Source organism: Glutamicibacter sp. NPDC087661, from assembly GCF_044743275.1.
Lineage (GTDB): Bacteria > Actinomycetota > Actinomycetes > Actinomycetales > Micrococcaceae > Glutamicibacter.
This window is the reverse complement of record NZ_JBIUWE010000001.1, coordinates 471,369-497,477: the sequence shown is the minus strand read 5'-3', so window position 1 is coordinate 497,477 and position 26,109 is coordinate 471,369. Positions and strand designations below refer to the sequence as shown.

Annotated in this window: 24 protein-coding genes; 14 read left to right on the top strand and 10 right to left on the bottom strand. The window is 62.9% G+C overall.

What is annotated here, in order from left to right:
• Positions 1-58 precede the first annotated feature (58 nt).
• From ACIOTN_RS02430 to ACIOTN_RS02415, 4 genes are all read left to right on the top strand, one after another.
• Positions 59-742 carry a 3'-5' exonuclease gene (locus ACIOTN_RS02430; RefSeq protein ID WP_105657505.1) on the top strand — a complete coding sequence of 228 codons (684 nt, stop codon included), beginning with the start codon at positions 59-61 and terminating at the stop codon, positions 740-742.
• Between the two features lie 246 nt (positions 743-988).
• The gene (locus ACIOTN_RS02425) at positions 989-1,981 is read left to right on the top strand and encodes a methionine ABC transporter ATP-binding protein (RefSeq protein ID WP_105657506.1); all 993 of its coding nucleotides are present in this window, start codon (positions 989-991) and stop codon (positions 1,979-1,981) included.
• A gap of 3 nt (positions 1,982-1,984) precedes the next feature.
• Positions 1,985-2,650, top strand: coding sequence for a methionine ABC transporter permease (locus ACIOTN_RS02420; protein WP_105657507.1), 666 nt, complete (start codon positions 1,985-1,987; stop codon positions 2,648-2,650).
• 103 nt (positions 2,651-2,753) lie between these two features.
• The gene (locus tag ACIOTN_RS02415) at positions 2,754-3,602 is read left to right on the top strand and encodes a MetQ/NlpA family ABC transporter substrate-binding protein (protein WP_105657508.1); all 849 of its coding nucleotides are present in this window, start codon (positions 2,754-2,756) and stop codon (positions 3,600-3,602) included.
• Positions 3,603-3,778: 176 nt separating this feature from the next.
• Here ACIOTN_RS02415 and hemL read toward each other — a convergent pair whose 3' ends face one another.
• The 8 genes from hemL to hemE form a co-directional block, all read right to left on the bottom strand.
• Positions 3,779-5,086: a glutamate-1-semialdehyde 2,1-aminomutase gene (gene hemL / locus ACIOTN_RS02410; RefSeq protein WP_400288341.1), complete on the bottom strand. Its 1,308-nt coding sequence runs from the start codon at positions 5,084-5,086 to the stop codon at positions 3,779-3,781.
• A 4-nt stretch (positions 5,087-5,090) separates the two neighbouring features.
• Positions 5,091-6,074, bottom strand: coding sequence for a porphobilinogen synthase (gene hemB / locus ACIOTN_RS02405; protein WP_105657510.1), 984 nt, complete (start codon positions 6,072-6,074; stop codon positions 5,091-5,093).
• A 62-nt stretch (positions 6,075-6,136) separates the two neighbouring features.
• On the bottom strand, positions 6,137-6,928 hold the full coding sequence (locus ACIOTN_RS02400; protein WP_133833704.1) for a uroporphyrinogen-III synthase: 792 nt from the start codon (positions 6,926-6,928) through the stop codon (positions 6,137-6,139).
• A gap of 9 nt (positions 6,929-6,937) precedes the next feature.
• Positions 6,938-7,912 carry a hydroxymethylbilane synthase gene (gene hemC, locus ACIOTN_RS02395; protein ID WP_133833703.1) on the bottom strand — a complete coding sequence of 325 codons (975 nt, stop codon included), beginning with the start codon at positions 7,910-7,912 and terminating at the stop codon, positions 6,938-6,940.
• The gene (locus ACIOTN_RS02390; protein WP_133833702.1) at positions 7,909-9,114 is read right to left on the bottom strand and encodes a ferrochelatase; all 1,206 of its coding nucleotides are present in this window, start codon (positions 9,112-9,114) and stop codon (positions 7,909-7,911) included. Before ACIOTN_RS02390 ends, hemC begins: the two co-directional genes overlap by 4 nt.
• Positions 9,111-9,797 carry a hydrogen peroxide-dependent heme synthase gene (hemQ, locus tag ACIOTN_RS02385; RefSeq protein ID WP_105657676.1) on the bottom strand — a complete coding sequence of 229 codons (687 nt, stop codon included), beginning with the start codon at positions 9,795-9,797 and terminating at the stop codon, positions 9,111-9,113. The genes ACIOTN_RS02390 and hemQ overlap by 4 nt, the downstream gene beginning before the upstream one ends.
• A 92-nt stretch (positions 9,798-9,889) precedes the next feature.
• On the bottom strand, positions 9,890-11,482 hold the full coding sequence (hemG, locus tag ACIOTN_RS02380; protein ID WP_402734760.1) for a protoporphyrinogen oxidase: 1,593 nt from the start codon (positions 11,480-11,482) through the stop codon (positions 9,890-9,892).
• Positions 11,483-11,588: 106 nt separating this feature from the next.
• On the bottom strand, positions 11,589-12,644 hold the full coding sequence (gene hemE, locus ACIOTN_RS02375; protein ID WP_105657515.1) for a uroporphyrinogen decarboxylase: 1,056 nt from the start codon (positions 12,642-12,644) through the stop codon (positions 11,589-11,591).
• A 148-nt stretch (positions 12,645-12,792) separates the two neighbouring features.
• On the opposite strand from hemE, the gene ACIOTN_RS02370 reads away from it, so the two are divergent.
• The 6 genes from ACIOTN_RS02370 to ACIOTN_RS02345 all read left to right on the top strand — a co-directional run bounded on the left by ACIOTN_RS02370 (position 12,793) and on the right by ACIOTN_RS02345 (position 19,580).
• Positions 12,793-14,112 carry a glutamyl-tRNA reductase gene (locus ACIOTN_RS02370; RefSeq protein ID WP_105657516.1) on the top strand — a complete coding sequence of 440 codons (1,320 nt, stop codon included), beginning with the start codon at positions 12,793-12,795 and terminating at the stop codon, positions 14,110-14,112.
• A gap of 138 nt (positions 14,113-14,250) precedes the next feature.
• Positions 14,251-14,874, top strand: coding sequence for a TetR/AcrR family transcriptional regulator (locus ACIOTN_RS02365; RefSeq protein ID WP_402734759.1), 624 nt, complete (start codon positions 14,251-14,253; stop codon positions 14,872-14,874).
• A gap of 64 nt (positions 14,875-14,938) precedes the next feature.
• Positions 14,939-15,160: a DUF3107 domain-containing protein gene (locus ACIOTN_RS02360; RefSeq protein WP_105657517.1), complete on the top strand. Its 222-nt coding sequence runs from the start codon at positions 14,939-14,941 to the stop codon at positions 15,158-15,160.
• Positions 15,161-15,281: 121 nt separating this feature from the next.
• Positions 15,282-16,727 carry an RNB domain-containing ribonuclease gene (locus ACIOTN_RS02355; RefSeq protein WP_105661511.1) on the top strand — a complete coding sequence of 482 codons (1,446 nt, stop codon included), beginning with the start codon at positions 15,282-15,284 and terminating at the stop codon, positions 16,725-16,727.
• A gap of 264 nt (positions 16,728-16,991) precedes the next feature.
• Complete coding sequence (locus tag ACIOTN_RS02350; RefSeq protein WP_402734758.1) at positions 16,992-18,617, top strand: DEAD/DEAH box helicase; 1,626 nt, start codon at positions 16,992-16,994, stop codon at positions 18,615-18,617.
• Between the two features lie 78 nt (positions 18,618-18,695).
• A complete protein-coding gene (locus tag ACIOTN_RS02345) occupies positions 18,696-19,580 on the top strand; it encodes a DNA-methyltransferase (RefSeq protein WP_402734981.1) in 885 nt (294 codons plus the stop codon).
• Here the strand turns inward: ACIOTN_RS02345 and ACIOTN_RS02340 are convergent.
• Positions 19,565-20,410, bottom strand: a complete 846-nt coding sequence (locus ACIOTN_RS02340; protein WP_332594818.1) for a PHP domain-containing protein — start codon at positions 20,408-20,410, stop codon at positions 19,565-19,567. The genes ACIOTN_RS02345 and ACIOTN_RS02340 overlap by 16 nt on opposite strands.
• Before the next feature lie 65 nt (positions 20,411-20,475).
• On the opposite strand from ACIOTN_RS02340, the gene ACIOTN_RS02335 reads away from it, so the two are divergent.
• Entirely contained in the window at positions 20,476-22,023 is a 1,548-nt protein-coding gene (locus tag ACIOTN_RS02335; RefSeq protein WP_105657521.1) for an aminopeptidase P family protein, read from the top strand.
• Positions 22,024-22,109: 86 nt separating this feature from the next.
• On the opposite strand, the gene ACIOTN_RS02330 is transcribed toward ACIOTN_RS02335, so the two are convergent.
• Positions 22,110-22,967 (bottom strand): general stress protein, encoded by an 858-nt coding sequence (locus ACIOTN_RS02330; RefSeq protein WP_181148842.1) that lies wholly within the window; start codon positions 22,965-22,967, stop codon positions 22,110-22,112.
• A 132-nt stretch (positions 22,968-23,099) separates the two neighbouring features.
• Between ACIOTN_RS02330 and ACIOTN_RS02325 the strand changes: the two genes are divergently transcribed.
• Genes ACIOTN_RS02325 through ACIOTN_RS02315 form a run of 3 tightly spaced genes read left to right on the top strand, consistent with a single transcriptional unit; the run spans position 23,100 to position 26,108 of the window.
• Complete coding sequence (locus tag ACIOTN_RS02325; RefSeq protein ID WP_105657522.1) at positions 23,100-24,350, top strand: magnesium transporter MgtE N-terminal domain-containing protein; 1,251 nt, start codon at positions 23,100-23,102, stop codon at positions 24,348-24,350.
• Between the two features lie 42 nt (positions 24,351-24,392).
• The gene (locus ACIOTN_RS02320) at positions 24,393-25,001 is read left to right on the top strand and encodes a DUF1003 domain-containing protein (protein ID WP_105657523.1); all 609 of its coding nucleotides are present in this window, start codon (positions 24,393-24,395) and stop codon (positions 24,999-25,001) included.
• A 3-nt stretch (positions 25,002-25,004) separates the two neighbouring features.
• Positions 25,005-26,108: an Mrp/NBP35 family ATP-binding protein gene (locus ACIOTN_RS02315; protein WP_105657524.1), complete on the top strand. Its 1,104-nt coding sequence runs from the start codon at positions 25,005-25,007 to the stop codon at positions 26,106-26,108.
• Position 26,109: the final 1 nt, after the last annotated feature.

Below are 26,109 nucleotides of genomic sequence, written 5' to 3'. Positions count from 1 at the left end.
TCCACAACACGCAATTCGCAGGGCCGTCCTGTCCCGCCTTGGCTGTAGCGTTATATCCATGACTGAATGGCACAAGGGCCTGGCAATTGGCTTTGATTTGGAAACCACTGGTGTTGATACCAATACTGCACGCATCGTTACGGCATCGGTTGTCTTGCTGGATGCCGATGGCAAAGTGGTGAACAACCGCGAGTGGCTGGTAAACCCCGGGGTCGAGATTCCAGAGGCCGCGGCCGCAGTTCACGGAATCTCCACCGAGAAAGCCCGCGCCGACGGTGCCCCGGCGAAACAGTCCGTTCAGGAGATCTTGAATTTGCTGAAGTTCGCCTCGGAGCAAGCGCCAATCGTTGCTTTTAATGCTTCGTACGATTTCTCAGTGCTCTACAGCGAAGCCGTTCGCTACGACCTTGAGCCGTTTTTCCCGGGCAATGTGATCGATCCGTTCATCATCGACAAGCAGGTTGACAAGTTCCGCAAGGGGAAGCGCACCCTTGCGGCGGCTTGCGAGTTCTACGGTGTAGTCCTCGAAAATGCGCACACCTCGTTGGCCGATGCAGTTGCCTGCGTCGAGGTCGCTCGCCAGCTGGGCGAACGCTATCCGCAGTTGCAAGTAGATCCGATGGTGCTGCACGGCTGGCAGATCGGTTGGGCGAAAGAACAGGCAGAAAGTTTCCAGAAATACTTGCGCAAGACGAAGCCTGAAGCTGTTGTCGACGGCGCTTGGCCTATCACCGAGTCGTAAAGATTGAAATAATCAGCTTCTTGTGCCCCGTTTCACATGGGGTCAACAGGCCTCGCGACCACCATGCGGAAGCCAATCGTTCATTTTCTGTCACAAATCAACAAATTATATTCGAAGGCTCCCCCATTAAGGCCTCATACTAAGAATCTTGACTGTAATTTCCCCTTGATTCGGGCGATTTTGTTCGATGATGATTCAATGGAGGGTACTCTCTACACCCTTTGAGAATCTGAAGGAACACGCCTAGTGATCACAGTCAGTGACCTGCGCAAGGTCTACCAGCAAGACGGCAAGGATGTTGTTGCCCTTGATGGTGTCAGCCTTGAAGTCCCTACCGGGAAAATTCATGGCATCGTCGGACATTCCGGAGCGGGTAAATCCACTCTCGTCCGTTGCTTGACCTTGCTCGACCAGCCCACATCCGGAACCGTTGCCGTTAACGGCAAGGAGCTGACCAACGTCAGCACCGACGAGTTACGGAATGCGCGACGTCGAATTGGCATGGTTTTCCAGCACGCGAACCTCTTCGACTCGCGCACCACCGAGCAGAATGTGGCATACCCGCTGGAGCTTGGTGGCATGCCCAAAGCCGAAATTGATGCCAAGGTCGCTGAACTCCTGGAGCTCGTGGGCCTGACCAGGTTCGCCAAAGGGTACCCATCCCAGCTTTCCGGTGGCCAGCGCCAGCGCGTTGGTATCGCCCGGGCGCTGGCCACCGATCCGGATGTCCTGCTCTGTGATGAGCCGACCAGTGCCTTGGATCCGAAGACCACCGATGAAATCCTCGATTTGGTCAAGAAACTGCGCGATCGGTTGAACATCACCGTGCTGATCATTACCCACGAAATGCACGTCGTGAAGCAAGCCTGCGATTCCGTTTCGCTGCTGGAAGGCGGCAAGATCGTGGAGCACGGCAATATCGAACAGGTCATCACCAACGCCGAAGGCACTTTGGCTTCCACGTTGCTCCCGCTTCCGGGCGACGCACCACGCATCGAGGGCGAAGGACCGATCCTGGACCTGCTCTACACCGGCGGCCAGGCGACCCAGCCTGTCATCTCTTCCATTGCCCGCTTGTTCAATACCGATGTCAATGTCTTGGCTGGTTCGGTCGAGCAGCTTGGCAACCAGCAGTACGCGCACTTGCGCCTGCAGCTGGCTCCCGACGCGGATCTGGATGCAATCGTGAACCACCTGAAGTCCACCGGCATCGCCGTAACCGTGAAGGGAGCCAAGTAAGCAATGGATTTCTTCACCCCCACCGTACTCAAGGCCGTAGGCCAAGCGACCGTCGAAACCCTGCAGATGGTCTTGATCTCAGGTGTGATCACCGTGATCATCGGACTGCTGCTGGGTATCTTGCTGCATGTCACTGGCAAAGGCGGACTGGCGCCGGTCCGCTGGCTAAACGCGATTCTCTCCACGGTGATCGTGAACATCACCCGTTCCGTCCCGTTCGCCATCTTAATGGTCGCCCTGATTCCGTTCGCCGCGATGCTCATCGGCACCGCGCTGGGCCCGATCGCTGCCTCGGTCTCTTTGACCATCGGCACGGTCCCATTTTTCGCCCGCCTGGTGGAAACCGCCTTGCGCGATGTTTCCGCTGGCAAGGTCGATGCCGCGCTGGTGATGGGTTCCACCAAGCTGCAAACCATTCGCAAGGTCCTGGTGCCTGAAGCCATGCCCGGCATCATTTCGGCCGTCACCACCACTCTGGTGACCTTGATCGGCTACTCCGCGATGGCTGGCTTGGTAGGCGGTGGCGGTTTGGGTCGTCTGGCCTACAACTACGGCTACGTCCGCTACAACATGCCCATCATGCTTGCGACCATCGTGATTATCGTGATCATGGTCCAGCTGGTGCAGGTCATCGGTGATGCGATCGCCCGCAAGGTCGATCACCGCTAGTCAAAACTTCCGCCGGTCTATCCGGCGGAGCCGTGGAACCGCTGAGGACACGGCAAATCCACTCGCATCGTGCCTCACGGCTCTACCTAAGGAAAGACAAGTTATGCGCAAGAAACTCGCACTCGCCATCACCGGTGTTGCCACCGCATTCGCCCTGACTGCTTGCGGCAGCAGCGAACCAACTGCTGATGCTGCAGCGACCCTGGATCCGGCAAACCCTACGGTTATCAAGGTAGGCGCCAGCCCGGTCCCACAGGCAGACATCCTGAACTTCATCGATGAGAACTTGGCGAAGGAAGCCGGCATCGACTTGGAAGTCATGGAGATCGATGACTACGTCACCCCGAACACCGGACTTGCCGACGGCTCGCTGGATGCCAACTACTTCCAGACCGAGGCCTACCTGGCTACCGAGATGAAGGAAAAGGGCTACGAGTTCGCGCACGGCGCTGGCGTTCATGTGGAGCCAATGACCGTCTTCTCGAAGAAGTTCAAGGACGCCAAGGACGTCGCAGAAGGCACCAAGGTACTGCTGAACAACGACCCGGTGAATCAGATCCGCGGCATGCGCGTCCTGGAAGAAGCAGGGCTGCTGCAGAACCTCAGCGATGATGATTCCCTGCTGACCGTCAACGGCAACGCGGACAAGAACCCGCTGAACCTCGAAATCACTGACGCCAACGCCGAGCAGGTCGTCCAGTACTACAAGTCCGATGATTCCATCGGCTTGGCGGTCATCAACGGCAACTACATCGTCCAGGCCAAGCTGGACAAAGCAGAGATGCTTGCCCAGGAGTCGGGCGCGAACAACCCCAACGCCAACTTCCTGACCTGGCGCGACGGCGAAGAGACCCCGGCTGTTGCGAAGCTTGAAGAGCTGTTGCACTCCGATGAGGTCCGCGATTACATCGAGAAGACCTGGACCGACGGCAGCGTTATCGCCGCTTTCTAATCCGGTTTCCAGCCACGGGGCATTCCCGAACGCTTGAACCTTGACTGCCCGAGTTCCGTATACGGAACTCGGGCAGTTCCGTTTCCCACCGTCTTTCCAGGCTTAAATGAGCCAGGGCCAGGCAAGCACCTCACGGTGCCTGCCTGGCCCTGGCTGTTGCCCTCGGGAGCCTGCAATTAGGCCGTGGCGGCCGCAGCGGCCCGGGCAGCTGCTGGGAGGGCCGCGAAGATCTTCTCCATTGCGGCATCATCATGGGCCGCCGAGACGAACCATGCTTCGAAGACGCTTGGCGGCAGGTACACCCCGGAGTCCAGCATCGAGTGGAAGAACGGTGCATAGCGGAAGGCTTCCTGCCCCTGCGCGTCAGCGTAGTTGCGCACTCCCCTTTCGGAGGTGCCGAAAGCTACCGAGAACAAGGTACCGGCGCGCTGGATCGAGTGGTCCAGGCCAGCAGCATTGAAGGATTCGGTGATGGCACCCTGCAGCGCCTCGGACTGCTTGGCCAGGTGCGCGTAGACGTCCTCGGTCGCGTGGGTCAGCTGGGCGATGCCGGCAGCCATCGCTACCGGGTTGCCCGACAGCGTGCCTGCCTGGTAGACCGGACCCAATGGTGCCAGGTAGTCCATGACCTCAGCGCGTCCGCCCAGGGCCGCGGTGGGCAAACCGCCGCCGATGACCTTGCCGAAGGTGTAGAGGTCTGCGTTCCAGCCCTCTTCCTTGCCGGTCAGGCCCCAGTAGCCCGATGAGGAAGCGCGGAAGCCGGTGAGGACCTCGTCGAGGATCAGCAGCGCGCCGTGCTTGGCGGTAGTTTCCTTCAGGAACTTGTTGAATCCGTCCTCTGGAACTACGACACCCATGTTGCACGGAGCAGATTCGGTAATCACCGCAGCGATATTCGCACCGTGCTCGGCGAAGGCCGCCTCGATGGCGGCGCGGTCGTTATAGGGCAGCACCAAGGTCTCTGCTGCCGTGGCAGCGGTCACGCCGGCGGAACCTGGCAAGGCCAGGGTGGCAACACCCGAGCCGGCGTCGGCCAGCAGGCCATCGAGGTGGCCGTGGTAGCAGCCGGAGAACTTGATGACAAGGTCACGGCCGGTGTAGCCGCGGGCCAGGCGGACGGCGGTCATGGTGGCTTCGGTGCCGGTGGAGACCATGCGCACGCGTTCCACCCCGCCCATGCGGGACTTGATCAGCGCGCCGAGCTTGGCCTCATCCGGAGTGGATGCGCCGAAGGACAAACCGCGGTCCACGGCCGCGTGCACGGCAGCCTGGATCTCCGGGTGGGCGTGGCCCAGCAGTGCCGGACCCCATGAGCACACCAGGTCGACATACTCCTTGCCGTCGGCGTCGGTCAGGTATGCGCCCTTGGCACCGACCATGAATGGAGGAACACCGCCGACCGAACCGAAGGCGCGCACCGGGGAGTTCACGCCACCTGGCATGACTTCGCGGGCTTCGGCGAAAAGCTTTTCAGAGTTCGACATGTTATTACTTGCCTTCCTTGAGCCAGCCGGCAACTTCGGCTGCATAGTAGGTGAGGATCTGCTGGGCACCGGAGCGCTTGATCGACAGCAGCGATTCAAGCACGGACGCCTTGCGGTCAATCCAGCCGTTGGCGGCGGCGGCCTCGATCATCGAGTACTCGCCGGAAATCTGGTAGGCGGAGACTGGAACTGGGGAAATATCGGCAATATCGCGCACGATATCCAGGTAGCTCATGGCCGGCTTGACCATGATCATGTCCGCGCCTTCGGCAATATCCAGTTCAGCTTCCAGCACCGCTTCGCTGCGGTTGGCCGAATCCATCTGGTAGGTGCGGCGGTCCCCCACCAGCTGGGAGTCCACTGCCTCGCGGAACGGGCCGTAGAAAGCGCTGGCGTACTTGGCGCTGTAGGCGAGGATGGAGACATCCTGGCGCCCGGCAGCATCCAGTGCCTGGCGGATGACACCGATCTGGCCGTCCATCATGCCCGACGGGCCCAGCATGTGGGCGCCGGCTTCGGCCTGGGCCACGGCCATCTGACCGTAGATTTCCAAGGTGGCATCGTTATCCACGTTGCCCTGGGCATCGAGCACGCCGCAATGGCCGTGCGAGGTGAATTCATCCAGACAGACATCGGACATGACCACCAGTTCATCGCCTACCTCGGCGCGCACCGCGGCAATGCCGCGGTTCAAGATGCCCTGCGGGTCCAGACCGGCCGAGCCGTTCTCGTCGCGTACTTCCGGGATGCCAAAGAGCATGATGCCCCCCAGCCCCAGCTCGGCCGCGTACGCCGCGGCAGCCTTCAGCGAGTCCATGGTGTGCTGGTAGACCCCCGGCATGGAGGTGATCTCGTTGGGTTCGACCAGTCCCTCGCGCACGAAGGCAGGCAAGATCAGTTGGCGTGCCGAAAGCTCATTTTCTGCCACCAGGCGGCGGATGGCAGGATTCTGCCGCAACCGGCGCGGGCGATGCTGAGGGAAACCCATGGCTCCTCTTTCTCCAGTTCTCATAACTTCTTATTCCGTTGTGCACACTTCCGGTCCCGGAGTTACCGGTGCCGGAGCAAATCTTGGGCCGCACGGGCCAGGCCCTGCGGGGTGGGAGCGGAGGCCACGGCATGCACCGGCAGCCCGGCACGCTCCATAGCCCGGGCCGTTGGATGGCCAATCGCGATGGTCTGCAGCTTCCCGGGCAGCTGCGTCCCTGCCAGCTGCACGAAGCGGCGGACCACGCTGGGCGCCGAGAAGACCACCAAATCCTGTTCTTCCAGTCTGTCACCGATCCGGTTCGCCGGTAGGACGTTGAGTCCGGCTGCCGCTTCCGGCTCAGAGACCGGGGTGCCGGGCGCCGGGGCATCCACGGTTTCATAGGCAATGAATTCGTTGACCTGCACCGGGTATTTGCCCAGCCCATCAGCCAGCGTGGAGCTGGCCAGATCGCCGTGCGGATAGCAGATCCTGGCACCCGGCTCAGGGATCCATGCCGCAAGCATGCCGGCAGCCGATTGCTCTTCAGCTTCGAAGTCCACGCTGCGGCCCAAGTGCCGCTTGATGGCCTCGGTGGACTTCTCTCCAACCGAGGCCAGACGCAGCTGCTCCGGCAGGAGCGCTCCAGCCAGCACCTGCTGCACCACCTTGACGGTATTCACCGAGGTGAAGACCAGCCAGGAGTAGTCTCCGGCGACCAGATCGCTGGCCATGCGCTGCAATGCGCTGCGGTCGGCGGGCCAAACAGTTTCGATCAGCTGGGCGCACCACGAGGTGATGCCCAGCCGATCGAATTCCTGCACGGTGGCCGCGGCACGTGCCGGGTTGCGCAGGATCAGTGCTTGATAAGCCATGGTCCGGAACTAGGCCAGCCCGGCAACTACGGCAGCGCCATCAGCGATCATCGACTGCGCCAGCGAACGGCCCAGCTGCTGTGCTGCATCCGCCGTGCTGCAGGAGATCCGCGCACTGCGGCGCATGGTCTGCGAGCCATCGGGGTTGCAGGCCACCGCTTCGAGGACCAGCTCATCGCCCTCGATATGGGCCAAGGCGCCAATCGGGGCAGCACAGCCGGCTTCCAATTCGGAGAGCAGCGCACGTTCGGCCTCCACCTGCATGCGGGTGGCGGCATCATCGAACTGCGCCAGAGCCGCATCCAATGCGCCGTGGCCGGTGCCCGCGGTACGGGTTTCCAGCGCCAAGGCGCCCTGGCCCGGGGCGGGCAGCATGATGGAGGGATCCAGGTACTCGGTGATGTGCTTGTCCAAGCCCAGGCGGCGCATCCCGGCAGCTGCCAGGATCACCGCGTCCAGGTCACCCTGGGTGCCGCGGCCCACGCTGCCATCATCCAGCGTCTTCCCGACACCCTTGACCCGGCCTAAGCGGGTGGGGACGTTGCCGCGGATATCGACAATCTCGAAGTCGCTGCGGTAGGCCAGCAGCTGGGCTGCACGGCGCGGCGAACCGGTACCGATCTTCGCACCCTGGGGCAGCTGGTCCAAGCCCAGCGAGTCGCGCGAGCACAGGGCATCGCGGACATCCTCGCGCGGCGGGATCGAGGCCAGGACCAAGCCCTCGGGCTGCGCAGTGGGCAGGTCCTTGAGCGAGTGCACGGCCAGGTCGCAGCCGGAATCGAGCAGGTGCTGGCGCAGCGCGGCGGCGAAGACGCCGGTGCCTCCGAGGGTGGCCAGCGAGCCGGTCACCACATCGCCTTCGGTCTTGACCAGCACGGTCTGCGCGGCCAACCCGGAAATCCCGGCCAGCTTCTGCGCGGCCCATCCGGTCTGGGTGGTCGCCAGCGCGCTGCCGCGCGTTCCTACGCGAAATGCTTCGGTCATGGCTGGGGTACACCAACTTCTGAATCGACTGCGCCGATGGTCGGGCGCAAGGTTCCGTCCAGGGCGCGCTTCTCGCAGCAGCCCGGACGGCAGACATCAAACCATGGGCCGCATTCGAGAACCGAGGTGCGGCCGGCGCGCAGGGCCTTGCCATCGGGGCCGGCCAGGCGTTCTTCGACCAAGTCCACCAGTCCGGAGATGAACGCCTGGTGGGTGCCCGGGGTGGCGACGCGGTCAAAGGCCAGGCCCAGTTGGGCGCAGCTGTCCTTGGCTTCGGTATCCAGATCCCACATGACTTCCATGTGGTCCGAGATGAAGCCGATGGGCACGACCACGACGCCGGCGACACCGGCTGCGGCATCCTCTTCCAGCGCGTCGTTGATATCCGGTTCCAGCCATGGCACATGCGGTGCCCCGGAGCGGGACTGGTAGACCAGGCTGTGCTCCAGGCCCTTGGCCTCCTCCACCTGGGACAGGATGTAGTTGGCCACCGCCTGGTGCTGGCTGGTGTAGAGATTCCCGTAGCCTGCGGCCCGGATACCTTCGGGTCCTGCGGCCTCGGCGTCGGCCATCGGAATGGAGTGGGTGACGAAGACGATCTTGATCGCCCCGTCTTCCTTGCCCGCTTCGGCCAGCTGCGCACGCACATTGGCCAGCGAGGAACGCAAGGACTGCGCAAAGGGCGTCACGAAGGCAGGAGTGTCGAAGAACTGGCGCAGCTTGTCCACTTCCACCACACCGTCCAGCCCGGTGTTGACTAGGCCCATGCCCGCATCCTCGCGGTACTGGCGGCAGGCCGAGTAGCCGGAGTAGGCGCCGGTGCCCATAAGCAGCACCTTGCGGTGGCCGTCGGCAGCCAGCTGCTTGAGGGTGTCGTCGATAAACGGGTGCCAGTTGCGGTTGCCCCAGTAAATGGGCAGGTCGATGCCGCGGGTAGCCAGCTCTGCCTCCAGCGCGGCCTTCAGTGCACGGTTCTGCGCGTTGATTGGCGAGACGCCGCCGTTCTTGCGGTAGTGCACCGCAACTTCTTCCAGGCGCTCGTCAGGGATGCCGCGGCCCTCGGTGACCTTGCGCAGGAACGGGATGACATCATCCTGCCCTTCCGGTCCGCCGAAGGATGCCAGCAAGATGGCATCGTAGGACTTGGGAATCATCTGGCCGTTGCGGTCATATCCCTCGCGGGGGTCAAAGGCCTGGCTCACTTCAGTACCTCTAGCGCTTCAGCTGCCGAGATGCGGCGGCCGGTGTAGAACGGAGTCTCCTCACGCACATGGTGGCGGGCTTCGGTGTAGCGCAGGTGGCGCATCATGTCGACGAGATCGATCATGTCGTCGGCTTCGAGGCAGATCTGCCATTCGTAGTCGCCGAAGGAGAAGGCCGCTACGGTGTTGGCCAGCACGTTCGGGAATTCGCGGCCCAGGATGCCGTGGTCGCGCAGCATCTTGCCGCGGGCCGCCGGATCCAGGGTGTACCACTCGGTGGAGCGGACGAATGGGTAAACGGTCATCCATTCCTTCGGATCCAGGCCGCGCGCGAACGCTGGCGAGTGGTCCTTGGCGAATTCCGCTTCACGGTGCACGGCCATGGTGGAGTAAACGATTTCGGTGCCGGCCAGCAGGGCCGAACGGCGGATCTTGCGCATCGATGCCTGCAGCAGCTGGGCCGATGGCCCGTGCACCCAGAACATCACGTCAGCGTCCTCGCGCATGGCCGAAACGTCGTAGATGCCGCGCACGGTGGCGCCTTCGGCGGCCAGCTCGGCGACCAGCGCATCGAATTCAGCGGCAGCAGCCTCGGAACGCTCGACAATTTCCGAACGCTTGAAAATGGTCCAGAGAGTGTAGAAGAACGTCGGGTTTTCTCCTGCATTTTCGCGTTCACGAATTACTGGGGAATTATGCTCCGGTGCGTTGCTCACTTGATATTCTCCTTGATCTGGTTTCGGACAAAAGTCCAGGATAGTTGGCCCGGGTGCGGTTAGCGGGCGCTGATCGCGACGGCACTGCGGGCTTGGGCGATAACTCGCGCCAGTCCGGTGCCGGCAATCCATGCGCCAACCACATCGAGCCCTTCGAAGCCCGACAGGCTGCGCTGCAGTTGCGCGCGGCGCGTGGTAGCGGCCTGGCCCTGCAGCGGAACCATGTCGCTGAAGCGTGAAACGGTGCTTCCCAAGACATCATCAAGATGCAATTGAACACCGAGAATCTTTGAAGCATCTTTGATTGCCTGGTCGATGAGAGCTGAATCATCTCCGGATTCGACAAGTTGCTCATGTTCGCCGATTCGTCCAAAGGACAGGCGCAGTACGTGGGTGCCAGGGCCGGCCTCTGCGGCGAGCCAGGGCCACTTGGCCGTGGAATGGGTCAGCGCCTTGGCCGTCAGCGGGGCGTTCCTGGAGACCAGCACACCCGATCCGCGCGGGGCATCATCGAGTTCCGGCTTATCGACCACCAGGATCGCCAAGGCAATGGCATTGGCACCGCTTTCGCCGGCGATCCGCTCTTCTGGTGCCAGCAGGGGGTTCAGCAGGTCCAGTGCCGGCTCGGCCGGCGTCGCGAGAACTACCCGGTCAGCGAGCAGTTCATGGCCCAAGGTCGTGACTGCATACGGAGTTGGCGACTGCGCATCGTGGCGCAAGGAGGTCACCGGCGAATTGCGCACCAGCGCAACGCCAGCCTGCTCCAGCTGGGACACCAGGGCTTCGACCATGCTGTACATGCCGCCGTTGAGGCCAGCCACACGGGAACCAGCCGGAGCCGAAGCCTGCAGCCGGGTGACGGCGCGGGCCAGCGAACCGGTCTCCTGCATGGCTTGGCGCAGGCCAGGCGCGGCGGCGTCAATGGAAATCTTGGCAGGGTCGGTGGAATAGACGCCGTTGATGACCGGGGCCACCAGCTGGTCCAGTACCGCCTGTCCCATGCGGGAACGGACCACTTCAGCGATGGTCAGGTTCTCCGTGGCCCACTTCTTGTTCATTGGCGTGATCAGATCCGCTGCGGCACGCACGGTGGCCGGTCGGCCAATGATGCCGCGCACCTCGTCGGTGCGCACATTGCCCGGGATGCCCAGCATTGCGGTGGCAGGCATCTGGTGAGCATGAATTTCCTGCTCTTCCCCCTGGATGAGCCAGGCCCGCTCTCCGGAGGTCCTGGCGATCTGCCCGCCTAGATCCAGCTCGTCGAGGTAGGAGGAAACAATGCCGCCACGCAGGGCGAAGGATTCCGCGCCAGCATCAATCTCCATGCCGGCAACTTCGGTGGTGCGCACGCAGCCACCGAAGTTCGCGGTTGCTTCCAGCACGGTCACTTCGTGTCCGGTCTGGCGAAGTTCACGGGCAGCGACCAGGCCGGCGATGCCGCCACCGATCACCACCGCATGCGGGGCCAATGGCTTCTGGGCCTGATCGGCCGATTCGCTCTTCGCTAGGCGTGCTTCGCTGGCGCTGCGCACCTTTTCCAGCAGGCGCAAGGCATGCGCTGCGGCATCGTTGGCAATATCGCGTCGCGGTTTGGACGCCCCGGTGGCTTCAGCTGAATCCCCTGCGCGCAGATTGCGCTGTTCCTTGCTCACGTGCCTAGCACCTTCTACCTTCACAATATGCCGATGCCCTGTTCCCTGCCCATGGCCTCGAGGGCCAGTTGGAACACAGCGTTAAACCTAGCTTAGACCTGTTGAATTACAGCGAGTGAATGAGCTCCACCACACGGGTCAACACGGTTGGGTCGGTGGTTGGCGGAACGCCATGGCCCAGGTTCACCACATGTCCGCGGGCCTTCTTGCCTGCTGCAACCACTTCGCGCACGTGCGCCTCGAGGACTTCCCACGGGGCATCGAGCAACGCCGGGTCGATGTTGCCCTGGACCGAAACGTCCTGGCCCAAGCGTTCAATCGCGGTTTCCAGCGGGATGCGGTAATCCACGCCCACGGTATCCACGCCAGCATCGCGCATGGCGGTGAGCAGTTCGCCGGTGCCGGTTCCGAAGTGGATCAACGGCACGCCCAGGTCGCGGACGTAGTCCAGGGACTTCACCGAGTACGGGGCGACGTGCTTCTGGTAGTCCGGAAGCGAGAGCGAACCAGCCCAGGAGTCGAAGAGCTGCGCGGCCGAGGCGCCGGCTTCAACCTGCGCCCGCAGGAACTTGCCCGAGGCGTCGGCAGCCCAGGTCATCAGTCCGTCCCAGACGTCCGGGTCGGTGTGCATCATGGTGCGCGGGCCCAGGTGGTCGCGGCTTGGCTTGCCCTCGACCATGTAGGCGGCCACGGTGAATGGCGCACCGGCGAAACCGATCAGCGGGGTCTTGCCCAGCTCGGCCACGGTCAAGCGCACGGCTTCGCGGATGGGTTCCAGCGACTCGTCCGTCAGCTCCGGAAGGGCAGCTACCTGTTCCCTGGTGCGAATCGGGGTGTCCAGCACCGGGCCAACGCCTGGCACGATGTCCACGCCAATGCCTGCAAGGCGCAGCGGGATGACGATGTCCGAGAAGAAGATGCCGGCGTCCACCTTGTGGCGGCGCACCGGCTGCAAGGTGATCTCGCTGGCCATGGCAGGGTCAAGGCAGGAGTCGAGCATGCTCACCCCTTCACGCAGCTTCAGGTATTCAGGCAGCGAACGGCCAGCCTGGCGCATGAACCACACCGGGTGATGCGACGGCTTCTTGCCGGTCAAAGCTTGGATCAAAGCGGAATCTTGGGTACGTCCATCAATCAACGGATGGTTCTGCGACAGGGTCATGCCCCAATTCTGCCAACTCTTCAGATTAAAAGCCCATTTACTGCGTTCGCCCGCAGGGGAAGGTGAGCAAACTAACCCCTTGGAACCATGCGGATTTAGGCACACCTGCGTTGTCTGCCGGTATTTTCCGGCCTATTCTGGGGTCACTGTGGTTTTCTTATCTCTTGTCGCATCGCATTCCCAGCTCGATCTGGAGACCGTCGCACAAATCAGTGCTTCGGCCGACGGGCTGGCAGCTGCCTCCGTTAACGGTTCGGCGGCTATCAATGGCGCCGTCGTGCTGGCCACCTGCAACCGCTTCGAAGTCTACGCAGACGTGGACCACGTGGAGGACGCAGCAGAACATCTGGTCAACGAGCTGGCAGCAAGCACCGACCTCTCCCCCGAATTCCTGGCCCGCCGTCTCACCACGCTGGAAGGCGACCCGGTAGTTGAGCACCTCTTCTCCGTAGGCGCCGGACTGGACTCGGCCGTTGTCGGCGAACGCGAAATCGCTGGCCAGGTGCGTCGAGCACTGACCCAGGCGCAGCAAGAGAAGACCACAACCAGCAACCTCACCCGCCTGTTCCAGAACGCCACCCGCGCGGCTAAGGATGTCGGTTCGAATACCGACCTTGGCACCCAGGGCAAGTCCGTGGTTTCGGTGGCCCTCGATCTGGCCGAAGAACTGGCCACTGAAGGCCGCGACTGGTCCGAGCAGGATGTTGTGCTCTTTGGCACCGGTTCCTACGCTGGCGCCACCATGGCGTTGCTCAAGGAACGCGGCGTCCAGCGCATTTCGGTTTACTCGCATTCCGGGCGCGCCGCAGATTTCACCGCGAAGCGCGGCGGTTTCCCGCTCAGCGACGAATTGCTGCCGCAGGCCCTGCGCGAAGCTGACATCATCGTTGGCTGCTCCGGCGGCGGTCACCAGTTGGCCCGTGCAGAGCTTGAAGCGCTGCGCGTGAAGAAGCACCCGCTGATCGCCATCGACATGGCGCTCACCCACGACTTCGATCCGACCATGGTCGAACTGCCCGATGTTGAACTGATTACCTTGGAATCGGTGCGCATGGCCGCCCCGACCGAGCAGGCCATGGCCGTTCACGCGGCTAGCCGCATCGTCAAGAACGCCACCGCAGAATTTGCCGCCGCTCAGCGTGAACGCGAGGCCGACTTCGCGATTGTCGCGCTGCGCCAGCACACCAAAGCCGTTCTGGATGCCGAGATCGCGAAGGTCCGTGCCCAGCACGGCTGCAGCGCCGCAGCCGAGGAAGTCGAGCTGGCCATGCGCCGCATGGTGCGCCAGCTTTTGCATGTGCCTACCGTGCGTGCCCGCGAACTGGCAGGCGAAGGCCGCACCGGCGAATACGTCTCGGCCCTGGAAACCCTCTACGGCTTGGAACTCTCGCAGCCGGAGCCCGGGAAATCGGAGACTACGCAGGCCCTGGGCAACTGTCCAGCCGCCCCGGAAGCCAAATCAGCGTAGAAAACCTGATTTCCCCCAGCATATTTCCACTTTCCGCACAGAAGCATGGAATACTACTTCCAAGTAGATTATCCACCCGAGAATTCCTTTGATGACTTGGGAGCTGATCACTCTGCAGCTGGAAAGGCCCCATTCGACATGACGGAACTCGAAAATATCAAAGGCACCCGCCCGCAACGGATGCCCCGTGAAGCGCGTCGTCGCCAGCTGCTGCAGGCAGCGCACCAGGTTTTCGTGGCCCATGGGTACCATGGTGCGTCCATGGACGAAATCGCTGAAGTCGCCCTGGTTTCCAAACCGGTGCTCTACCAGCATTTCCCCGGCAAACGCGAACTCTACCTCGCCTTGCTGGATTCGCACCTGGCCGACTTCAGCCGTCAGCTGGATGAAGCGATCCGCTCCACCAGCGACAATCGCGAGCGCGTCTTCGCCACCATCAACACCTACTACAGCTACATCAAGGGCGAATCCCAGGCGTACCGCCTGATCTTCGAATCCGATGTGCTCTCGGACCCGCTGATCGCCCATCGCATCGAGCAGTTCAACAGTTCGCTGGCTTCCTCCATCGCCCGCGTCGTGGTCGAAGATACCGACATGAGCGAGGAGGAAGGCCTGCTGGCAGGCCGTGCCCTGGCAGGCCTCTCCCAGGTTTCGGCGCGTTACTGGGCCACCAGCAGCTCCTCGGTGAACCAGAATGCCGCCGTGGATCTCATCTCCCGTTTAGCTTGGCGCGGAATTTCGCAGTTCCCGAAAGAAAACTAGCTAAATTAGTGTTCAGAGGCCCCATACGGGACACCTATTTCGTTCGAGAGGATCTGCGACAATCATGGAAATCCGCATTGGCATTCAGAATGTAGCCCGCGAAGTTGTACTTGAATCCGAGCTCAGCAACGCCGAAGTCAATGAGCTGGTCTCGAAGGCGATCGCCGACGGCACCGTTCTGGCACTGAAGGATCCAAAGGGCCGCGAGGTCCTGGTGCCTGCTGCTGGCATCGCTTACGTTGAGGTTGGCCCGGAAGAAGTCCGCCGCGTCGGCTTCGCACAGTAGAGCTTGTTGCGCGCCGAGGCATCGCCTTGGCAGCTGGTGGCCGGTTTCGCTTAGAAGCGAAACCGGCTATTTCTTCGCCCAAATGGTGATTTGACTCACCGAGTCATGGTATTGCTAAGGGGTGACTGAACGAAGAATCCGCAGCCCCCGCCCGGTTCCCGCCAACTCGCTGGCCCAGCTACTGCTCGGCCTTGAAGCAGAGTTCGAGGTACCGGCACCCTTCGACGAGCAAACCCTGAAAGCCGCGGAACTGGCGGTAGCCCAGGTCCAGCACCCCGAAGAAGACGCCACCGGCATCCCGTTCTTCACCATTGACCCGCTCGGCGCCACCGATCTCGACCAGGCGATGTTCCTTGAACGAAACGGCCAGGGCTATACCGTGCACTATGCGATCGCGGACGTTCCCGCGTTCGTGACCTTGGGCAGCCAGCTGGACCAGGTGGCCCGCCAACGCGGTCAGACCTATTACCTGCCGCACCGCAAGATCACCTTGCACCCGCCCCTGATTTCCGAAGACCAGGGCTCGCTGCTGCCAGACCAGGACCGGCCGGCCTTCCACTGGAAAATTTCCCTGGATGCCGATGGCGCCCTGGGCGAGGTCCAGCTGAACCGCGCGCGCATCCGTTCCCGCGCCCAGCTCGACTACGCCTCCGCCCAGGCCCGGCTGGATTCGGGGGAACCCGATGAGCAGCTGGAATTGCTCGCCGAAATCGGTGCTGCGCGCCTGCTGCAGGAGCAACTGCGCGGCGGCGCCTCATTGAACCTGCCGGACCAGGAAATTGAAGAAGCAGGCGACGGCTACAAGCTGGTCAGCCGCACCCCGCTGCCCCTGGAAGGGCACAACGCGCAGATTTCCCTGCTCACCGGCATAGCCGCAGCCCGCATCATGCTCGAGGCCGGTGTGGGCATCCTGCGCACCATGCCCGCACCGGATGAAGCGGACCAGCAGGAATTCCGCACCCAGACCCAGTTGCTGGGCACGCCGTGGGACGCAACGCAAAGCTATGGGCAGTACCTGCATGCATTGGATGTCAGCGACCCGAAGCAACTGGTGATCATGCATCGTGCCGCTGCGCTGTTCCGCGGTGCGGACTACCGGGTCATAGCCGGGCAGCCCGAAGAGGAACTGATCCAAGCGGCACTGGCGGCACCCTACGCGCACACCACCGCGCCGCTGCGCCGGCTCGTGGACCGCTTCGTGCTGCTCACCTGCCACCTGCTTTCCACCGGCCAACCGATCCCCGAGCAGCTCGCCTCGGCCCTGGAAGAGCTGCCCGGGCTGATGCGTACCAGCAGCATTGCCGCCAACCGGGTGAACAATGCTGCCGTCGACCTGCTCGAAGCCTATGTGCTCAAAACACGTGTCGGGGGAGAATTCCAAGCCATCGTGCTGAAGTCAGCCGAGCAAAAGGAAGATGGAAAGATTCGTCCCGGAGTGCTGCAGCTGGCCGATGAACCGGTCACCGGAGAGTTTTCCGGTTCCGCCCAGCCGGGCGCCTTGGTGCGCGTAAAGCTGGTCCAAGCTGATCCCGTGGCCCGCAAGATCAGCTTCGAAATCGTGGCCTGAGACTCCTAAACCCGGGTTTCCGGGCAAAACCGGCTATGCTTGGCCTATTAGTAAATAGGATGCCCGATCGCAATGGGCTGATAGATGAAACAGTTTTATGGCGACTTCCCAGCGGCCGCCATCCCGCAGGTGCTTGACCAAGCCACCTAACGTGAAAGTAGCGATCGGCTCCGCTGGATTCGTGCGGTATCCGCATGCTCCTGGCTTGTTGCAAGCCGGAATGGAGCAGGTACCGTGCCCACATGAAACGAGAACAAAGACATCGTGACTGACACGACGCTTTCGGCCCCAGTGGCCGAACCACAAGACAATGAGCCAACCATCGCAGAGCCGATCAAGCAGAGCTTTGCCGATTTGAAGGTTCGCGAAGACATCGTTGCTTCGCTTTCGGAAGCCGGGATCGAGTACCCGTTCCCCATCCAGGCCCTGACCCTGCCAGTTGCCCTGGGCGGCAACGACATCATCGGCCAGGCCAAGACCGGCACCGGCAAGACCCTGGGCTTTGGCATCCCTGCCCTGCAGCGCGTGATCCGCGAAGGCGACAAGGGCTACGGGGATCTTGAATTCCCCGGTGCCCCGCAGGCACTGATCGTGGCCCCGACCCGCGAGCTGGCCATCCAGGTCGGCGCCGACCTGGCCCAGGCATCGAAGCACTCGAACATCTCGATCACCACCATCTACGGCGGCCGCCCCTACGAAGAGCAGATCAATGCCCTGAAGGCCGGCACCGACGTGATTGTCGGCACCCCGGGCCGCTTGATCGACCTGAACCGCCAGCGCGTGCTGAACCTCAAGCAGGTTCGCACCGTGGTACTGGACGAGGCCGACGAGATGCTGGACCTGGGCTTCCTGCCCGATGTCGAGCGCATTCTGGCCGCCTTGCCGCCGGTACGCCAGGCGATGCTGTTCTCCGCCACCATGCCCGGCGCCGTGATCACCATGGCCCGCCGCTACATGACCCGTCCCACCCACATCCGCGCCCAGGATCCCGGCGATGATGACTCGCTGACCAAGCGCAACATCCGCCAGCTGGTCTACCGCGCGCACAACATGGACAAGGACGAGATGGTGGCCCGCCTGCTGCAGGCAGAAGGCCGCGGCAAAACCATCATCTTCACCCAGACCAAGCGCTCGGCTGCCAAGCTGTCCGATGAGCTGGTGGACCGTGGCTTCAACGCCGGTTCGCTGCACGGCGATCTGGGCCAGGGCGCCCGCGAGCAGGCCTTGAAGGCCTTCCGCGCCGGCAAGGTCGACATCCTGGTAGCTACCGATGTCGCGGCCCGCGGCATCGACGTGGATGACGTCACCCACGTGGTCAACCTGCAGTGCCCGGATGATGAGAACACCTATCTGCACCGCGTAGGCCGTACCGGTCGTGCCGGCAACACCGGTATTGCGGTCACCTTCGTGGATTGGGATTCGGTGCCCCGCTGGTCGCTGATCAACAAGGCGCTGGGCCTGAACGTTCCCGAGCCGGTAGAGACCTACTCGTCCTCGCCGCATTTCTTCGCCGACTTGGGAATCCCCAAGGGCACCAAGGGCCGCTTGCAGCGTGCCAAGAAGACCGCGGCAGCTGAGGGCGATGGCTCGCCACGCCGCGAGGATTCGGCGCGCACCCCGCGCCGCCGCAGCAATTCACGTACCCGCACCCGCACCGTGAACGGCGAGCAGACCCAGCAGCGCGGTGCGCAGGACTCCGGCGCCGAACAGGACGGCGCACGCCACGGCCACTCCAAGGGCAAACAGGACCGTCCGGCACGCGAAAACGAGCGCCACCGCGAAACCCATGCTTCCGGCGGGGAGCAGGAGGCGACCGAGGGCGCATCCGCTGCCCGCCGACGCCGTCCGCGCCGTCGCACCCGCAGCACCGAAGCAGGCGGCCAGGACTAATCCCCAGTCCAACCGGTCAGCCAACTTTTCCGAAAGGAACCCACACCAGCGGTGCTCGCTCTACCCGAAGAACCAGCTTTGCCCGACGCTGGAACGCAGGATGCCCCGGCGTCCGTCGTTCCAGCCTCGGGTAATACCGTGTATCACGGTGATAACCTCTCCATCCTTGGCACCCTGCCCGATCAAAGCTTCACCTTGATCTATGTGGACCCGCCGTTCAACACCGGGCGCAAGCAGACCCGTGCCCAGCGCACCATGGTTCGCGCTGCCGAAGGCGAAGGCGACCGCACCGGATTCAAGGGACGCGAGTACAACACCGAGCTGGGGATCGCCCGTTCGTATCACGATACCTTCGACGACTACCTCAGCTTCATCGAGCCGCGGCTACGCGAGGCCCACCGCCTGCTGGCCGAGGACGGCACGCTCTATGTGCACCTCGATTACCGCGAGGTGCACTACGTGAAGGTGCTGCTCGATGGGATTTTCGGCCGGGACTGCTTCCTGAACGAACTGATCTGGGCCTACGACTATGGTGCCCGCGCCAAGAGCCGCTGGCCGGCCAAGCACGACACCATCCTGGTCTACGTGAAGGATCCGAAGAAGTACCACTTCGATTCGGCCGAGGTGGACCGCGAGCCGTATATGGCTCCCGGCCTGGTCACCCCGGAGAAGCGCGCCCTGGGCAAGTTGCCGACCGATGTCTGGTGGCACACCATCGTCTCGCCGACCGGCAAGGAAAAGACCGGCTACCCGACGCAGAAGCCCGAAGGCGTGCTGCGCCGGATTGTGGCCGCGTCGTCGCGCCCCGGTGATTGGGTGCTGGACTTCTTTGCCGGCTCAGGCACCACCGGTGCGGTGTCCGCGAAGCTGGGACGCCAGTATGTGCTGATTGACCAGAACCCCGAGGCCGTCGAGGTGATGAAGGCTCGTTTGCCTGGAAGCACCAGCTATATCGAGGCCTGAGTTCCGGTCCCCTGGGCAATAATCCTATGCAGCATTTCCGGCTCGGTGAGATTCTCGCCGAGCCGGTTCAGCTTTCCGGTGCCGTGGTAGTCGGAGGATCCGGTGACAATCAGATCGCGATCTGCGGCCAGCTGGAGCAACCAGGCCTTTCCCTCGGCGGTATTGTCCCGGTGGTGCACTTCGACCCCCGCTAGCCCGGCATCGATCATCTCGTAGAAGGTGGAATCGGGAACTACCCGTCCGCGTGCAGAGGCCTTGGGATGCGCGAACACCGGAACGCCACCGGCTTCCCGCACCAATTGCACCGCAGTGGCAGGATTCACCGCTGGATGCGAAACGTAGTAGCGCGAACGCGAGGAGAGGATGTTGGCGAACGCTTCATTGCGGTTATCCACCACCCCCGCGGTCACCAGCGCATCGGCAATATGCGGGCGGCCCACGGTTGAACCCGGCAGGCAATGCTCCCCCACCAGATCCCAGCTGATCGGATAGTCCTCGGCCAGCAGGTCGACAATGCGGCGGGCACGAACGATCCGCGAGTTCAGCGCAATATCCAGCTCATCGAGCAGCGGCTGGTAGGTGGGGTCATGCAGGTAGCTGAGCAGATGCACGCTGATGCCGTGGGTATCCTGGCAGGTGATTTCCATGCCCGGTATGAATCCCAGTCCCAGCTTCCCGGCTTGCGCCGCGGCTTCGGCCCAACCGGTGGTCTGGTCATGATCTGTCAACGCCACGACATCCAGGCCCGCAACCGAAGCGGCGCGCATGAGCTCGGCCGGAGTTTCAGTTCCGTCGGACACATTGGAGTGGGTGTGCAGGTCGATTCGCATATGCCTAGGTTATCCCCTGCGCTGATTCTTTGCTGGGATACAGCTGATGGTGACACACTTGGAACATGACCAATCAAGATTCATCTGCACCAAGCACTGATCAGCCGTTGGAAGACCGCGTGAACAACCGTTCCCAGCGTCCAACGTCCAAGGCATTCCAGGACTTCATGGCCTCCTCGTGGGCGCAAGACACTTCTGATCTGCCAGAACAAGATGCCGCTGCCAGCTACGCAACCGCTCGCCGTGCCAAGCTCTCGGAGAATTTCCCCGGTGAGCGCATCGTCATTCCGGCAGGCCCGCTCAAGGTCCGCTCCAACGATACGGACTACCGTTTCCGCCCGCATTCGGCGTTCGCCCACCTGACCGGCCTGGGCGTCGACCACGAGCCCGACGCCGTACTGGTCATGGAACCGACCGATGACGGCGTGGGCGAGCACGGCTCCAACCACGTTTCCACCCTGTATTTCGCGCCGATGGCCGGCCGCGACACCACCGATTTCTATTTGAATTCGCGTTCCGGCGAATTCTGGGTGGGCCCGCGCCCAACCCTGTCCTCGCTGTCGGCGCGCACCGGGATGCCCACCGATTCGCTGGAACAGCTGGAAATCGCGATCACCAAGAATTCCGGCCCGCAGGCCCTGGGCGGCATCCGCATCCGTCTGGTGCGCGAGGTGGATCTGAACATCGAGGCGCTGGTGGATACCTCGCGCATCAACACCGGCCAGGACCTGGAAGCCAGCGATGCCCTGGATACCGAGCTGGCCGAGTTCGTTTCCGAGCTTCGCCTGGTCAAGGACGCGTACGAAATCGCCGAACTGCGCAAGTCGGTTGCCGCGACCATCAACGGCTTCGAAGACGTGGTGCGCAACCTGGACAAGGCCGTCGCGCACGAACGCGGCGAACGCGTTGTCGAAGGCGCGTTCTTCGCCCGCGCCCGGCTTGAAGGCAACGAGCTGGGCTACGACACCATCGCCGCCTCGGGCAACAACGCCACCATCTTGCACTGGATCCGCAACACCGGAACCGTCAAGCAGGGCGAGGTGCTGCTGCTGGATGCAGGTGTCGAGGCCGAATCCCTGTACACCGCAGACATCACCCGCTCGCTGCCGGTGTCCGGCAAGTACACCGAGGTGCAGCGCAAGGTCTACCAGGCCGTGCTGGATGCCGCCGATGCCGCCTTCGCTGCGGCCAAGCCGGGCCTGAAGTTCCGCGACCTGCATCTGGTGGCTACCCGCGTTTTGGCTGAGCGGCTCTCCGAGTGGGGCATCTTGCCGGTATCTGTGGAAGAAGCCATGGATCCAGAGGGGCAGCATCACCGCCGCTGGATGCCGCATGGCACCAGCCACCATCTCGGTCTGGACGTGCACGACTGCGCCCAGGCACGCGCCGAGCTGTACCTGGATGCCGAGCTGGAGGAGGGCATGGTCTTCACCATCGAGCCCGGACTCTACTTCAAGGACGAGGATCTGGCGATCCCCGAGGAGTACCGCGGCCTGGGCGTGCGCATCGAGGATGACATCCTGGTCACCGCCGATGGCGCCGAGAACTTGAGCGTTGCCCTGCCACGCAAGCCTGAGGAAGTTGAAGCGTGGATGGCTAAATTGCGCGGCTAATTCGTCCCGCAGCGTTAACCAGCGAAAGGCATGGGCGCAGTTACCGAGGTAACTGCGCCCATGCCTTTCTTTGGCCTAGCTGGTCCCTATGCTTCAGGATCCTTGCGAGGCGCTGGTTCCTGGACCGGGGCCTGAGGCTGCTGCGAAGTATCCACTCGCGGCTCTACCTGCGACAGGTCCTGCGTGTCCTTGGCCTCGGCGGCCGGTGCTTGCGCTTCGTCCTTGGCTGGCTGCTCGACCGGCGCAACTGGCGCAGCTGGCTTGGCTTCGTTGACGCGCACGCCATAGCGGGGACGCCCATCGGGCAGGTCGGGGAACTGCGAGCTGCGCTCTTCCTCGGAGGCCGGCTGCGCAGGCGTGGCCGGTACTGCGGCGGCTGCCTGGGCCGACGGTGCGGCAGCTGCGGCAGGCTGCTGCTGCGGGGCTTGGGCAACTGGTTGCGCAGGTGCCTGCTGCGGACGCATGGGCAGCTTGGAGGCCAGGATGCGGGCCGACTGCGCATGCTCGAAATCCACCACCACGTCAAAGCTGGTGGCCACGAACTGGCTGGAGGACGCGAAATCGCGCTTGCCGCGACGCGTCGAATAGCTGATCACGCCGGCGATCATCCAAATAGCCATGCCCAGGCCGATGGCGGAGAGAATCTGGTACAGCCCGTTGCCGCCACCGCCGAAGAGGGTCAGGAGCAGGCCGACAAACAGGCCCATCATGCCGCCCTGGGCCGCGCCAGCCAGCGCCACGCGCGGGTAGGAAAGTTTCGCGGTGACTCGCTCCACGGTGCGTACGTCATTGCCGACGATGCTTACCGCGGCGACCGGGAAATCATTATCGGCCAGGTAATCCACGAGCTTCTGCGCGTCGAGATAGCTGGTGTAACGTCCAAGCAGTTCTCCGCGCGGCAGGCCGCTGGTGCTAATCGAATTTACTCCATGAGGCGAGGTCATAACTATATTGTGCACAGGTTTACTGTGAGCCTGCCTAGTTGTGAAGCAACTATCGCTGAGGGTGAAAGAAACAGCACTGGCCCTGTGGCTTTGCACACCGGGAACGGGGCTGAAACGCGATAGTCTAGGAGGGTGAGCGCACAAGTGTCTAAAATCTTCGTCGCCCGGCTGCTCGGGCTTGATGTCTTTGACCCCTTGGGCGACCGCTTAGGCCGCTTGCGCGATGTCGTGGTGGTCTCCCGCGGCCCCAAGAAACCCGCCGCCTGCGTGGGCTTGGTCGTCGAGGTCCCCGGCAAACGGCGGGTGTTCGTTCCGATGACCCGCATCCAGTCTATGGAAGCCAACCAGGTGATCTGCAACGGCCTGGTGAACATGCGCCGCTTCCAGCAGCGCGGCCAGGAAATTCTGGTTGTCGCCGAAATGTTCGACCGCACCATCACCTTCGTTGATGGTTCCGGTCGCGGTGTCATCGAGGACATCGGTTTGGCGCAGACCCGTCGCGGGGACTGGGAAATCAACGAATACTATGTCCAGCGTGGAGAACCGACGGCCAATTTGCTGGGACTGCGTTCGCGCCGCCGCAACAAGGTGCTGGTCTCCTGGGACGAGGTCAGCCACGGTTCGAAGAATGAACCGCAGTCCGCTGACACCTTCGTGGCCGCCCACGATGAGATGAAGCCTGCCGACTTTGCTGACGCCCTGCATGAAATGAATGAGAAGCGCCGCCTGGAAATCGCGGCCCATCTGCAAGATGAGCGCCTGGCCGACGTGCTCCAGGAACTTCCGGACCGCGAGCAGGTGGAGATCCTCTCCGCCCTGGGCCTGGAACGTGCCGCGGACGTGCTTGAGGAAATGGACCCGGATGACGCGGCCGACCTTCTGGCTGAAGTCAGCGAAGAGACCAAGCACCAGCTGCTGGATCTGATGAACGAGGAAGAGGCCAAGGATGTCCGCCGCTTGCTCGCCTACCCGGAAGGTACCGCCGGGTCGATCATGACCCCGGTTCCGGTGATTCTCACCCCTGAATCCACGGTCGCTGAAGCCCTGGCTTCGGTGCGCCTGGAGGAATTGAGCCCGGCGCTTGCTTCGACCGTATATGTGGTGCGCCCGCCGCTGGAGACGCCCACGGGACGCTACCTGGGCCAAGTCCACATCCAGGCGCTGCTGCGTGCCGCTCCCCCGGAGCCGCTGGGCGATATCCTTGATACGGAGCTGGAGCCCATGTCGGATCTGGCCAATATCACCGAAGTGGTTCGCCATTTGGCCACCTACAACCTCACCAGCGTAGGCGTGACCAACAAGGAAGGCCGGCTTGTAGGGGCCATCACCGTGGATGACGTGCTGGACCACATCCTCCCGGATGACTGGCGTTCCCAAGACTAGCCAACGCCCCACCCACCCATCAGCAGCAAAGGAGTTCCAGCTATGGCTGAGCAGCGCAAGAGTAACGGCCTGGATACCCCGCTTGCAGCACGACAACGCTTCTGGCCCCGGTTCTCCCCGAACCCTGACCTCTTTGGTTCGGCCACGGAGAAGTTCGCCCGCTTCATGGGCACCCCGACCTTCCTGCTGTACATGACGGTGTTCTGCGCCTTCTGGCTGATCTGGAACTCGGTCGCCCCGATCAATTGGCGTTTTGACGATGCCACCATCGGCTTCACCGCGCTGACCTTGATGCTCTCCTTGCAGGCCTCCTACGCCGCTCCGCTGCTCCTGCTGGCGCAGAACCGCCAGGATGACCGCGACCGCGTCTCGCTGACCGAGGACCGCGCCCGTGCTGAACGCAATCTGTACGACACCGAGTACCTGACCCGCGAGCTGGCTTCCCTGCGCTTGGCACTGCGCGATGTTGCCACCCGCGACTACGTGCGTTCCGAACTGCGCAATGTGCTTGAAGAGCTGCTGGAAACCTCTGATGGCGAAGAGCTGCACCTGCGCGCGAAGAAAAAGGGCGGCAATAAGAATTCGCACCCGCAAACCGGGATGATCGAAACCGTCAAGCCCCAGCAGGGCCAGCACCGGAAGAGCAAATAAGCATTGAGCACCACGCCAGAACTCCTAGCCGCCCTCGCAAAGGTCAACGACCCGGAGCTTCGCCGGCCGATCACCGAATTGGGCATGGTGGAATCAGCTGTCCTGGCCGATGGCACCGCCAGGGTCAAGATCTTGCTGACCATCGCCGGTTGCCCGATGCGCTCCACCATCGAGGAAGAGGCCACCGCGGCCCTGCTGACCGTAGCAGCGGTGCAGCGCGTTGAGGTGAGCCTGGGCGTCATGGATCCGCAGCAGCGCGCGGAGCTGCGCGAGTCACTGGCCAGCCGCCGCACCCCGTTCTCCGATCCTGCTTCCCTGACCCGGGTGATCGCTGTGGCCAGCGGCAAGGGCGGCGTGGGCAAGTCGTCGATTACCGCGAATCTGGCCTGCCAGCTAGCCTCCCAGGGCTTGAAGGTCGGCCTGATCGACGCCGATGTCCATGGTTTCTCCATTCCCTCGCTGATGGGTATTTCGCAGAACCCCACCCGGGTTGATGACATGATCCTGCCGCCGGTGGCGCACGGAGTGAAGGTCATTTCCATTGGCATGTTCCTGGATTCCAACCAGCCGGTGATCTGGCGCGGCCCGATGCTGCACCGGGCCCTGGAGCAGTTCCTCTCGGATGTCTACTTCGGGGACCTGGACTACTTGTTGCTGGACCTGCCGCCAGGCACCGGGGACATGGCCATCTCCGTGTCCCAGCTGCTGCCCAATAGCGAGCTGCTGGTGGTCACGACTCCGCAGTCCACGGCTACCGAGGTTGCCGAACGCGCCGGCACCATCGCCTTGCAGACCCATCAGAAGGTGATCGGGGTGGTTGAGAACATGAGCTTCCTGCAGCTGCCCGACGGGTCGCGCATGGAGGTCTTCGGTTCCGGTGGCGGTGCCAAGCTCAGCGAATCGCTGAGCCAGCAGCTGGGCTACCCTGTTGGGATGCTGGCCCAGATTCCGCTGGAAGAGTCCGTACGCGTGGGTTCGGATCAGGGCCAGCCGGTAGTGCTCAGCACCCCGGGAGCACCGGCCGCGGCAGCGATGCGTGAATTGGCCGGGAAATTGGAACAGCGACCGCGCGGGCTTGCCGGGCGATCGCTGCCGATGTCTTTCTGAG

Coding starts and splice junctions, on each gene's coding strand:
- ACIOTN_RS02430 (WP_105657505.1), top strand. CDS start 59: ATGACTGAATGGCACAAGGGCCTGGCAATTGGCTTTGATTTGGAAACC.
- ACIOTN_RS02420 (WP_105657507.1), top strand. CDS start 1,985: ATGGATTTCTTCACCCCCACCGTACTCAAGGCCGTAGGCCAAGCGACC.
- ACIOTN_RS02415 (WP_105657508.1), top strand. CDS start 2,754: ATGCGCAAGAAACTCGCACTCGCCATCACCGGTGTTGCCACCGCATTC.
- hemL (WP_400288341.1), bottom strand. CDS start 5,086: ATGTCGAACTCTGAAAAGCTTTTCGCCGAAGCCCGCGAAGTCATGCCA.
- hemB (WP_105657510.1), bottom strand. CDS start 6,074: ATGGGTTTCCCTCAGCATCGCCCGCGCCGGTTGCGGCAGAATCCTGCC.
- ACIOTN_RS02400 (WP_133833704.1), bottom strand. CDS start 6,928: ATGGCTTATCAAGCACTGATCCTGCGCAACCCGGCACGTGCCGCGGCC.
- hemC (WP_133833703.1), bottom strand. CDS start 7,912: ATGACCGAAGCATTTCGCGTAGGAACGCGCGGCAGCGCGCTGGCGACC.
- hemE (WP_105657515.1), bottom strand. CDS start 12,644: ATGACCCTGTCGCAGAACCATCCGTTGATTGATGGACGTACCCAAGAT.
- ACIOTN_RS02365 (WP_402734759.1), top strand. CDS start 14,251: ATGACGGAACTCGAAAATATCAAAGGCACCCGCCCGCAACGGATGCCC.
- ACIOTN_RS02360 (WP_105657517.1), top strand. CDS start 14,939: ATGGAAATCCGCATTGGCATTCAGAATGTAGCCCGCGAAGTTGTACTT.
- ACIOTN_RS02340 (WP_332594818.1), bottom strand. CDS start 20,410: ATGCGAATCGACCTGCACACCCACTCCAATGTGTCCGACGGAACTGAA.
- ACIOTN_RS02335 (WP_105657521.1), top strand. CDS start 20,476: ATGACCAATCAAGATTCATCTGCACCAAGCACTGATCAGCCGTTGGAA.
- ACIOTN_RS02330 (WP_181148842.1), bottom strand. CDS start 22,967: ATGACCTCGCCTCATGGAGTAAATTCGATTAGCACCAGCGGCCTGCCG.
- ACIOTN_RS02320 (WP_105657523.1), top strand. CDS start 24,393: ATGGCTGAGCAGCGCAAGAGTAACGGCCTGGATACCCCGCTTGCAGCA.